Source organism: Mesorhizobium sp. P3_A9 (assembly GCF_056402975.1).
Genome location: NZ_JBFUGJ010000215.1, coordinates 1 through 10427 on the forward strand (window position 1 = coordinate 1; position 10427 = coordinate 10427).

The following is a 10427-nucleotide window of genomic DNA, read 5'->3' on the forward strand; positions in this document are numbered from 1 at the left end:
GCTCTGCGCAGGGTGGTCTACATGGCAGCGCTCACCGCCAGCCGCTCAAATCCCGTACTCAGAGCCTTCCACCAGCGTCTCATTGCCAACGGCAAGCAACCAAAGGTCGCCATCGTCGCCGTGGCCCGAAAGATTATGACCATCCTCAGCGCCATGCTTCGACACAACCAACCCTGGTGTCCAGACAAAGCCTGAAAACACAGTTGCTCATCCGTCGCCTTCGGCGACACCTTCTCCCACAAGGGGAGAAGGAAGAGACGCTCTTCAACCTCAATAAATATCAAAGTCGAAATACTTGGCCTGGATCTTCTTGTAGGTGCCGTCGGCGACGATGGCGTCGATGGCCGCATTGAGCTTGTCGCGAAGTTCTGTGTCTTCCAGACGCACGGCGATGCCGGCTTGAGTCTCGGTGCCCTTGACGTCGCCGATCAGCTTGCAGCAGCCGTCGCTTGCCTTCTTCAACCAGTCCACCAGCACGAACTTGTCCGAGATCACGGCATCAAGCCGGCCGTTGGTCAGGTCAGTGATCGCCTCTTCCTGGGTTGGGTAGAGTTTTGCCTCCGCACCCGCCTTGCCATAGGTATTCTGGGCATAATCGGCCTGTGTGGTCGAAGCCTGGGCGCCGACGGTCTTGCCGGCAAGTGCCGCCGGATCGGTCGAGGTCAGTTCGCTGTCCTTCGGCGCCACCAAGGCGAGCGGCGTGGTGTAGTATTTGTTGGTGAAGGCGACCTGCTTCTTGCGCTCTTCGGTGATGCTCATCGAGGCGATAATGGCGTCGAACTTCTTGGCCTGCAGAGCGGGGATGATGCCATCCCAATCCTGGGTGACGATTTCGCATTCGACCTTCATCTGCGCGCACAACGCATTGGCGATGTCGATGTCGAAGCCGACAACCTTGCCGTCAGAAGTAATGGTGTTGAATGGCGGATAGGCACCCTCGGTGCCGATTTTCAATTTCTCGGCAGCCTGCGCCGACAGAGAGCCGGCCGCAATCGCCAACAAGGCAGCGCCTGCCGCCGATAGGATCCATCTTGAAATCTGCATTTTCTTGTTCCCCTTGAGCGCCGCATCCGGGCGACCGACAAACCAGCCAAGCATGATGTGCCAGCGCAGGCAAGTATTTTGCCTGCCGGTAACCGGAGCTCAGCGCGCGGCGCGGAAATGCTTGGAGAGCTTCAGGCCCTGGGCCTGGTAGTTGGAGCCGAGATCGGTGCCGTAGAGCGCCTGCGGCCGCTTCAGCATATGCTCGTAGACCAGCCGGCCGACGATCTGGCCATGGTCGAGGATGAACGGCACTTCGTGGCTGCGCACTTCGAGCACCGCCCGGCTGCCTGTGCCGCCTGATGCCGAATGGCCGAAGCCCGGATCGAAGAAGCCGGCATAGTGGACGCGGAATTCGCCAACCAGCGGATCGAACGGCGTCATTTCGGCGGCGTAGAGCGGCGGCACATGCACCGCCTCCTGGCTGACGAGGATGTAGAATTCATCGGGATCGAGCACCAGTTCGCCGGCTCCGCTCTTGTGGATCGGTTCCCAGAAATCGACGACCTCTTGGGCCGCGCGCTTGTCAACATCGACAAGGCCGGTGTGATGCTTGCCGCGATAGCCGACCAGCCCGTCGCTGTCGCCATTGAGGTCGATCGACAGCGCGATGCCGCCGCCGGAAATATTCGGCGGTTCGGTGGCGACCAGCATCTCGGCGCGGTGCAGTTCATGCAACTCCGCTTCCGACAGCAGCGCGTTGCCGGTGCGGAAACGGATCTGCGATAGGCGCGAGCCGGTGCGCACGACGATCGGGAAGGTGCGCGGGCTGACTTCCAGGTAGAGCGGACCGTTGTAGCCCGCAGCGATCTTGTCGAACTCGTGGCCGCGGTCGGTCATGACACGGGTGAAGATGTCGAGCCGTCCGGTCGAGCTTTTCGGATTGGCTGAGGCGGAAATCTCGGCAGGCAATGCCAGGCTTTCGAGCAGCGGCACGATGTAGACGCAGCCGGTTTCCAGCACCGCGCCTTCGGCAAGATTGATCTCGTGCAGCTTCAGCCGGTCGAGCTTTTCCGAAACCTTGTGGTTGGGGCCGGGCAGGAAGGAGGCCCGCACCCGCCAGGCCTTGTCGCCCAACCTCAGATCGAGGCTGGCCGGCTGGATCTGGTCGGCATCGAGCGCGCGCGACGACTTCAGCGCGCCGGACTGGAACAGCGCGGAAATGTCTTGATCGGGAAGAATGCCTGTCTGCCGCAAAGGCTGGCTCCGTTCCAACTGGTACAAACCTCTTAATCAAGCCGGCAATTGACGCAAGCGCGGCGCGGGTCTAAAGGGTCGTTATCCCGTGGTGATTTGGCCGGTCGGCTTGCAGCCACGTTAAACAAGTCGCTAAAGGACCGTTGGCCGCGAGGCCGTATGGACCGGTTGCGACTTTCGCGGCCGGTTTTTTTGTGTCTGGAAACAAAAGCGATGAGCAGCAAGAAGCGCAACTGGAAGCCTCAGACAGCCCTCGTGCATGGCGGAACCCTGCGTTCCCAATTCGGCGAGACCTCCGAGGCAATGTATCTGACGCAGGGCTACGTCTATGAAACGGCGCAAGCCGCCGAAGCTCGTTTCAAGGGTGAGGAACCCGGCTTCATCTATTCGCGCTACGCCAACCCGACCGTCGACATGTTCGAAAAGCGCATGTGTGCGCTCGAAGGCGCCGAGGACGCGCGCGCCACGGCATCCGGCATGGCCGCGGTGACGGCGGCCCTGCTGTGCAGCGCCAAGGCCGGCGATCATATAGTCGCGGCTCGCGCGCTGTTCGGCTCCTGCCGCTGGGTGGTCGAGACGCTGGCGCCGCGCTACGGCATCGAGGCGACGCTGGTCGACGGCACCGACATCGCCAACTGGGAAAAGGCGGTTAGGCCCAACACAAAACTGTTCTTCCTGGAAAGCCCGACCAATCCGACGCTGGAAGTGGTCGACATCGCCGCCGTCGCCTCGCTTGCCAACTCGATCGGCGCGCGGCTTGTGGTCGACAATGTCTTCGCCACGCCGTTGCAGCAGAAGCCGCTGCAGCTCGGCGCCCACATCGTCGTCTATTCGGCGACCAAGCACATCGACGGCCAGGGCCGCTGTCTCGGCGGCGTGATCCTGTCCGACAAGAAGTGGATCGACGAGAACCTGCACGATTATTTCCGCCACACCGGCCCCAGCCTATCGCCGTTCAACGCCTGGACGCTGCTCAAGGGTCTGGAGACGCTGCCGGTGCGCGTGCGCCAGCAGACGGAGAGCGCCGGCAAGATCGCCGATTTCCTGGCCGAGCAGCCGCAGATCGCTCGCGTCATCTATCCCGGCCGCGCCGACCACCCGCAAGCTGATATCGTCAAGAAGCAGATGTCGGGCGGCTCGACGCTGATCTGCCTCGACGTCAAGGGCGGCAAGCAGGCGGCCTTCGCCCTGCAGAACGCGCTCGACATCGTGCTGATCTCGAACAACCTTGGCGATGCCAAGAGCCTGATCACCCATCCGGCAACGACCACCCACAAGAATTTGAGCGACGAGGCCCGCGCCGAACTCGGCATCGGGCCTGGCACGCTCAGGCTGTCGGTCGGCCTGGAGGACACCGACGATCTTCTGGAAGACATCGCGCAGGCGCTGAAGGCCGCAAAATAGACCCAGTCGAGGCAGCTCGTCCGCGCCGCGATCAGGCGCGCGACGGCGTCTCTTCCAGCTCGGCTGCCTTGGTGCCGATGGTCATGGCGTTGCCGCGCCAGTCGACAGCGCCGCCGAGCCAGCCGCGGACCCACATGGCTGGAAGCATCAAGTCCCGCGCAATCATCGCCGCGACTGTGCGCGACGACAGGTACCAGCCTTTGGACCAGGCCAGGGCACATTCCGGAAGGTAGAAGGCCGTTAGTACGGCGATGGCCGTCAGCGGCAAGCTGACGCCGGCACTTGCCGCCGCAATCAGCGCAAGCACCAGCGGCACCACCGCGCCGGTCAGGATTTCGGGCGCGAAGAACCGCGGAAAGGTGACGCGGCGCAGGCGCGCCCAGCGGGCCTGGCGCGACCAGATCACGCCAAGCGTGCGCCGACCGAGCGGCTGCTCGAAGGGCGCTGCGACGAGATTGACGCATAGGCCAAGTCCATTGACCAGCTTGGTCGCGGCGGCGTCCTCGGCGATTTCGGCCGCCAGCGCTCGGATGCCGCCATTGGCATCCAGCATCGGCTTGTTCCACAACATGCTCTTGCCCTGGGCAAAGCCGAGGCCGAGCGCCTCGCCGGCATACTGCCAGCGAGCCTGCAGCGTGTTGAGGAAGGCGCATTCGACCTCGGCCCAAAAACCGTCCGGCCGCGAACCGATCGGTGTCGAGCAGACAAGGCCGGTATCCGTCCGCCACGCCGCCATCAGATGCTGAACGTAGTCTCTCGGCATCAGCACGTTGGAGTCGGCCAGGACGACCCAGTTGTGCCGCGCGGCTTCCCAGCCTTTGACGCAATTGTTGAGCTTGGGATTGGCGCTGACGCGATCGTCCCCGATCAACAGCCGAGCCGGCACTTTTGGAAAGCGGCCAATGGCGGCGCGGATCAACCTGACCACCGGATCGTCGACATGGGCGACGCAGAAGATCAGCTCGTAGCGCGGCCAGTCGAGCGAGAAGGCGCGCTCCAGCGTCTCCTGCGTGAACGGCTCGACGCCGCGCGACGGCACGATAATCGACACCGGCGGCGATTTGCCAGCTGGCCGTGCGATCGTGCTGCGCCGTTTCAGTTGCGAAGCGGCGAGCAGGATGCTGGCAGCGTTTGAAAGGACAAGGGCAGTCGAAAGCGAGGCGGCTATGAGAGTGAGTTCCATCGAGATCTGGTCACTCCAGAAGAGGCGGCCCGCACCGTGGCAGTTTTCAACAGTTCGACAGAGCGCCGAGTCGCCCGGTGCATGCACCCCACCATTGTCGTGTGTCACTTAAATGACATTCTTTGCCGGCACCTGCGTTTCAAAGTCAGGCGCGACAAGACGCGCACGTTGACCTGCTCGCCGGGAGCGCCGAAAGGTATCGGATTGTTTTGGAGCCGCTTATGTACCGCGCCGTCACGCGCAACATCGAAGTGCAGGTCAGGCCGTTCTACCTTGAGGATCGCTCGGATCCTTCCGAGAACCGTTATGTCTGGGGCTATCAGATAACGATCGACAACCAGTCGGACGAATTCGTGCAGCTTCTGTCGCGTTATTGGCACATCACCGACGGTGCCGGCCGGGTCGAGGAGGTGCGCGGCCCAGGCGTCGTCGGCGACCAGCCCGAACTCAATCCCGGCGACAGTTATCAGTACACGTCGGGCTGCCCGCTCTCGACCCCGTCAGGCATCATGGTCGGGCGCTACACGATGCGCAACAAGCGGGGCGAAACTTTCGATATCGCCATCCCGGCGTTTTCGCTGGATCTGCCGGGGACGAGGCGGACGGTGAATTAGCGTCTTTCTCCCCGTTCCACGGGGAGAAAGACGCTCCTTTACTGCGCAGCGAATTCCGCCGGGTCGAAATCGTACTGCGTCGAGCAGAATTCGCAGGCGACGTGGATACCGCCATCCTCGGTGCTGTCCTTGATCTCCTGCGCGGAAAAACCCTCCAGGATACCGCGGATCTTGTCGCGCGAGCACGAGCACTGGTCGGCGACGGGAACGCCGCCGAAGACCCGCACGCCATGCTCGTGGAACAGGCGATAGAGCAGCCGCTCGGCGCCGATCGTCGGATCGATCAGCTCGGTCGGCTCGATGGTGCCGAGCAGCGCCAGCAACTCCTGCCAGGAATTGTCGGCCGGATCATGGATCTCCTCGCGCGGATCGCCATCGCCACCGGGCAGGTCCGGAACGCGCATGCGCTCAGGCGACTGCGGCAGGAACTGCGCCAGGATACCGCCGGCGCGCCACTGTTCGCGCGCGCCGCCAGGGCCCGGCGTCAACAGCTTGGCGACCGAAAGCCTGATATCGGTCGGGATCTGTTCCGACTGGCGGAAATAGGTGCGTGCTGCATCTTCCAGCGTTTCGCCGTCGAGCTGGACGATGCCCTGATAGCGCTGCGTGTGGGCGCCCTGGTCGATGGTCAGCGCCAGCACGCCGCTGCCGAGCAGCGTCTGCTGGGACGTTTCGCCCGCCGCGACCAATGCCTCGAGCCGGTCGGCGTCAAAGCGTGCATAGGCGCGCAATGCCGAGGGCGTGGAGAAATCCGCCACCAGCATGTCGACCGGCCCGTCGGTGCGGGTCTGCAGGATGAACTTGCCCTCGAACTTGAGCGAGGTGCCAAGCAGCACCGTCAGCACACAGGCTTCCGCCAGCAGGCGGGCAACCGGTTCGGGATAATCATGGCGGCTGAGGATGGCGTCGAGCATCGGCCCGAGCTGCACGGTGCGACCGCGCACGTCGAGCGGGCCGACCTCGAACGGCACGACATGGTCGTCGCCGGCATAGCCGAACTCGCCGAGTTTGGGGTGATGTTCAGTCACTTGATGCATTTCCAACATGACAAAGCTCCAGGGCGCGGCCATGCGACCCGGAGAGGCACATGCGTCCAAACGCGCTTGATTTGCGTGATGCGGCGCAGATAGGCATCGCGCCCCCGCAGATCAAGCGCCCAGACACTTCACGCGCCCAAACACCAGGCAAGCACCGCCTTCTGGGCGTGGAGCCGGTTCTCGGCCTCGTCGAAGACCACCGAATGCGGGCCGTCTATGACCTCGTCGGTTACTTCCTCGCCGCGATGCGCCGGCAGGCAGTGCATGAACAGCGCATCCGGCTTGGCATGCGCCATCAGCTTGGCATTGACCTGGTAGGGCGAAAACACGTTGTGACCGCGGGCGCGATGCTCCTGGCCCATCGACACCCAGCAATCGGTGACGATGCAGTCGGCCTGGTCGACGGCTTCCTCGGGCGAGCGGGTGAAGTGCAGCTTGCCGCCATTCGCCTCGGACCAGTCGATATGCTTCTGTGCCGGCTCGCTGCCTTCGGGCACGGCGACGTTGAGGTTGAAGCGGAACCGCGCCGAGGCTTCGAGCAGCGAATGCAGCACATTGTTGCCGTCGCCGGTCCAGGCGATGGTCTTGCCGGCCACCGGACCGCGATGCTCCTCGAAGGTCATGATGTCGGCCATCAGCTGGCAAGGATGGGTGTCATCCGTCAGTCCGTTGATCACCGGAACGGTGGCATTCTCGGTCAGCTCCAGCAGCCGCTCATGCGAGGTGGTGCGGATCATGATGGCGTCGACATAGCGCGACAGCACCTTGGCGGTATCGGCGATGGTTTCGGAGCGGCCGAGTTGCATTTCGGTGCCGGTCAGCATGATGGTCTCGCCGCCAAGCTGACGCATGCCGACGTCGAAGGAGACGCGTGTGCGCGTCGATGGCTTGTCGAAGATCATCGCCAGCACCTTGCCTTCGAGCGGCCTTGTCCGCTCGCCGGCCTTGAGGCGTGCCTTTCGCACCACCGCGTCGTCCAGCATGAAGCGCAGGTCGCCCTCGGAAACGGTGGAGAGATCGGTGAAATGGCGAACGGACATCAGCAATATTCCGGAATTACTTCGCGGCGGCCGCGGCGATGGCATCTGCCAGGCCTTTGGCACCGGCGCGGATGCGGTTGAGCGCTTCGTGGATCTCGGCGTCGGTGACGGTGAGCGGCGGCAAAAGGCGAATGACGTTGTCGCCGGCCGGAACCGTCAGCAAATGCTGGTCGCGCAGCGCCATGTTCACCTTGGTGTTGGGCATGGCGCATTTAAGGCCAAGCATCAGGCCGGTGCCCCTGATGTCCTCGATGACATCGGGAAACTCGTCGGCGACCGCCGCCAGACCTTGCTTCATCAGCAGCGCCTTGCGCTGGACGTCTTCGAGGAAGCCGTCTTCCAGCACCACATCGAGCACGGCGTTGCCGACCGCCATCGCCAGCGGGTTACCGCCGAAGGTGGTGCCGTGCACGCCCGACGTCATGCCGACCACAGCCTCGTCGGTGGCCAGGCAAGCGCCCATCGGGAAGCCGCCGCCAATGCCCTTGGCGATCGCCATGATGTCGGGCGTCACGCCCGTCCACTCATGCGCGAACAGCTTGCCGGTGCGGCCAATGCCACACTGGACCTCATCGAAGATCAAGAGCAGGTCGTGCTGGTCGCAGAGCTGGCGCAGCCGCTTCAACGATTGTGTCGGGACCGGACGGATGCCGCCCTCGCCCTGCACCGGCTCGATCAGGATCGCGGCGGTTTCCGGCGTAATCGCCTTCTCGGCGGCATCGATATCGTCGAAGCCAACCTGGTCGAAGCCTTCGACCTTGGGGCCGAAGCCTTCGAGGTATTTGTATTGGCCGCCGGCCGCGATGGTCGCCAGCGTGCGGCCATGGAAGGCGCCTTCGAAGGTGATGACGCGGAAGCGCTCGGGATGCCCTTTGACGAAGTGGTAGCGCCGCGCCGTCTTGATCGCACATTCCAGCGCCTCGGCGCCGGAATTGGTGAAGAACACCTTGTCGGCGAAGGTGGCGTCGGCCAGACGCTCGCCAAGCCGGCTCTGCCCCGGAATCTCGTAGAGATTGGAGACGTGCCAGAGTTTTGCCGCCTGCTCGGTGAGAGCCGCGACCAGATGCGGATGACTGTGGCCGAGCGAATTAACCGCGATACCGCCGGCGAAATCGAGATATCGCTCGCCCTTGTCGGTAACCAGCCAGGTGCCTTCCCCGTGGTCGAAAGCCAGGGGAGCGCGAGCAAAGGTCTCGTAAAGCGCCGAACCGCTCATTATATGCGTCTCCGGTACCGGAAAATCAAAAAAGCCGCCAAAGCGGCGGCCTTGTGCGGCTTATCGTGTTTTTCGGCCATGAAGTCAACGAAAACGTCGCGTAGTGGCGCGCGATCAGCCCCCTAACTCGACGCCGGCTCATGAGCGACCGGGCAAGTTGGGGAAAACCGAAAAAACCGATTCGTGTTGCACTTCGGACTCTTGTCACCGAGTCAGCGCATAAGGTAATTGTAGTCGAGAAATAACTAGATTTCGTGCGGCGGACCTAATCACCAGATATATGTGGTGTCTGCCCCAGCAAGGTTGCTGGGTCGGGAAGGGATTCCGATTGCGCACGCTTAGCAGGAGCGCGGTCTCATGAACTGGACTGACGAGCGGGTCGAACTTCTCAGGAAACTGTGGTCGGAGGGTCTGAGCGCAAGCCAGATTGCTGCCCAGCTTGGAGGGGTGAGCCGCAATGCCGTCATCGGCAAGGTGCACCGGCTGAAGCTGTCGGGCCGCGGCCGCGCAACGGCGACACCGGCACGCCAGAAGAAGACGGCTCAGGGATCGACCGTTCAGAAATCGGTGGCGCGCGCCGCAAGCACGGCACGCCACGTCACGACTTCGATCGGCGCAACTGCCTTGCAGACCCAGTTCGATGCCGAGCCAGTCGCACGCCATCATTACATCCGTCCGGTTGAAAATGTCGTGGTACCGATCTCACGGCATCTGCAGCTCGTCGAACTGACCGAGCGCACCTGCAAATGGCCGAACGGCGATCCGCTGTCGGAAGACTTCAATTTCTGCGGCAACGAGGCCGCCGAAACCGGTCCGTATTGCAAGTATCATGCCCGCGTGGCGTTTCAGCCGGCGGCGGAGCGGAGGCGCAATCGCTGAATAGCGAATAGCGAATAGCGAATAGCGAATAGCGAATAGCGAATAGCGAATAGCGAATAGCGAATAGCGAATAGCGAATAGGAACGGCTTGGCTTCTGTGACTGGGAGCAAGCCGTTTTTTGTTGCTATTCGCCACTCCCTATTCGCTCTCTTTTCATAGCCACCCATTCTTGCGGAACCGCCAGTACAAGAACGAGCAAATCAAGGCGATCGCGGCCAGCACAATCGGGTAGCCATATTCCATCTTCAGTTCCGGCATGTCGTCAAAGTTCATGCCGTAAATGCCGGCGAATGCCGTCGGCACGGCCAGGATGGCCGCCCATGAGGCGAGTTTCTTGGAGATCGCCGTTTCCTGGCTCTGGCCGACCAGCAGGCTGGCCTCGAAGGCGAAGGCCAGCACCTCGCGCAGACTGTCGATCTTTTCCTGGACGGTGCGGATGTGGTCGGTCACATCACGAAACAGTGGATGCATGGCAGTGTGGATCTGCGGCAGGTCGGCGCTGGTCAGCCGCCGGCAGACTTCCACCAGCGGCAGTGCGGCATTGCGCAGGCGCAGCAGATCGCGGCGCAGCATATAGAGCCGCTCGATGTCGGGGCCGGTCATCGGCTTCAAAAGGACCTTGTCCTCGATCGCCTCGACCTCGTCCTCGATCTGTTCGAGCACGGGCATGTAGTTGTCGACGATGAAGTCGAGAATGGCATAGAGGACGAAATCCTCGCCCTTGGCCAGCGAATGCGGGCAGCTTTCCCAATGCTGGCGCACGGCGGCGTAGGAGGTCGACGGACCGTGCCTGACGCTGACGATGTAGCCCGAGC

Annotated in this window: 10 protein-coding genes, 1 pseudogene and 1 riboswitch; of the genes and pseudogenes, 4 read left to right on the top strand and 7 right to left on the bottom strand. The window is 62.7% G+C overall.

The genetic code is table 11. The features are described 5' to 3' along the window. Positions 1–195: pseudogene (locus AC1DX0_RS23945) on the top strand (IS110 family transposase); the annotation flags it as partial. Positions 196–270: 75 nt separating this feature from the next. Here AC1DX0_RS23945 and AC1DX0_RS23950 read toward each other — a convergent pair. Then, positions 271–1044 (bottom strand): ABC transporter substrate-binding protein, encoded by a 774-nt coding sequence (locus tag AC1DX0_RS23950; protein WP_477222958.1) that lies wholly within the window; start codon positions 1042–1044, stop codon positions 271–273. Positions 1045–1143: 99 nt separating this feature from the next. Further along, positions 1144–2238: a 2'-deoxycytidine 5'-triphosphate deaminase gene (locus AC1DX0_RS23955; RefSeq protein WP_477222959.1), complete on the bottom strand. Its 1095-nt coding sequence runs from the start codon at positions 2236–2238 to the stop codon at positions 1144–1146. 78 nt (positions 2239–2316) lie between these two features. Further along, a riboswitch (SAM riboswitch) is annotated at positions 2317–2394 on the top strand. A 57-nt stretch (positions 2395–2451) separates the two neighbouring features. On the opposite strand from AC1DX0_RS23955, the gene AC1DX0_RS23960 reads away from it, so the two are divergent. Beyond that, positions 2452–3642: an O-succinylhomoserine sulfhydrylase gene (locus tag AC1DX0_RS23960; protein WP_477222960.1), complete on the top strand. Its 1191-nt coding sequence runs from the start codon at positions 2452–2454 to the stop codon at positions 3640–3642. A gap of 31 nt (positions 3643–3673) precedes the next feature. Here the strand turns inward: AC1DX0_RS23960 and AC1DX0_RS23965 are convergent, their stop codons facing one another. After that, positions 3674–4825 carry a ceramide glucosyltransferase gene (locus AC1DX0_RS23965; protein ID WP_477222961.1) on the bottom strand — a complete coding sequence of 384 codons (1152 nt, stop codon included), beginning with the start codon at positions 4823–4825 and terminating at the stop codon, positions 3674–3676. Between the two features lie 221 nt (positions 4826–5046). On the opposite strand from AC1DX0_RS23965, the gene apaG reads away from it, so the two are divergent. Beyond that, entirely contained in the window at positions 5047–5439 is a 393-nt protein-coding gene (apaG, locus tag AC1DX0_RS23970; RefSeq protein ID WP_027146773.1) for a Co2+/Mg2+ efflux protein ApaG, read from the top strand. A 38-nt stretch (positions 5440–5477) separates the two neighbouring features. Here apaG and AC1DX0_RS23975 read toward each other — a convergent pair whose 3' ends face one another. From AC1DX0_RS23975 to AC1DX0_RS23985, 3 genes are all read right to left on the bottom strand, one after another. Beyond that, positions 5478–6509 carry an Hsp33 family molecular chaperone gene (locus AC1DX0_RS23975; protein WP_172234522.1) on the bottom strand — a complete coding sequence of 344 codons (1032 nt, stop codon included), beginning with the start codon at positions 6507–6509 and terminating at the stop codon, positions 5478–5480. Positions 6510–6604: 95 nt separating this feature from the next. Next, a complete protein-coding gene (gene argF, locus AC1DX0_RS23980; RefSeq protein WP_477222962.1) occupies positions 6605–7516 on the bottom strand; it encodes an ornithine carbamoyltransferase in 912 nt (303 codons plus the stop codon). Between the two features lie 16 nt (positions 7517–7532). Beyond that, positions 7533–8732, bottom strand: a complete 1200-nt coding sequence (locus AC1DX0_RS23985; protein WP_477222963.1) for an acetylornithine transaminase — start codon at positions 8730–8732, stop codon at positions 7533–7535. Between the two features lie 357 nt (positions 8733–9089). Between AC1DX0_RS23985 and AC1DX0_RS23990 the strand changes: the two genes are divergently transcribed. Next, positions 9090–9611: a GcrA family cell cycle regulator gene (locus AC1DX0_RS23990; RefSeq protein WP_027043472.1), complete on the top strand. Its 522-nt coding sequence runs from the start codon at positions 9090–9092 to the stop codon at positions 9609–9611. Between the two features lie 154 nt (positions 9612–9765). On the opposite strand, the gene AC1DX0_RS23995 is transcribed toward AC1DX0_RS23990, so the two are convergent. Further along, positions 9766–10427, bottom strand: a 662-nt coding sequence (locus AC1DX0_RS23995) for a magnesium and cobalt transport protein CorA (protein ID WP_477357070.1), incomplete at its 5' end; no start/stop codon positions are given.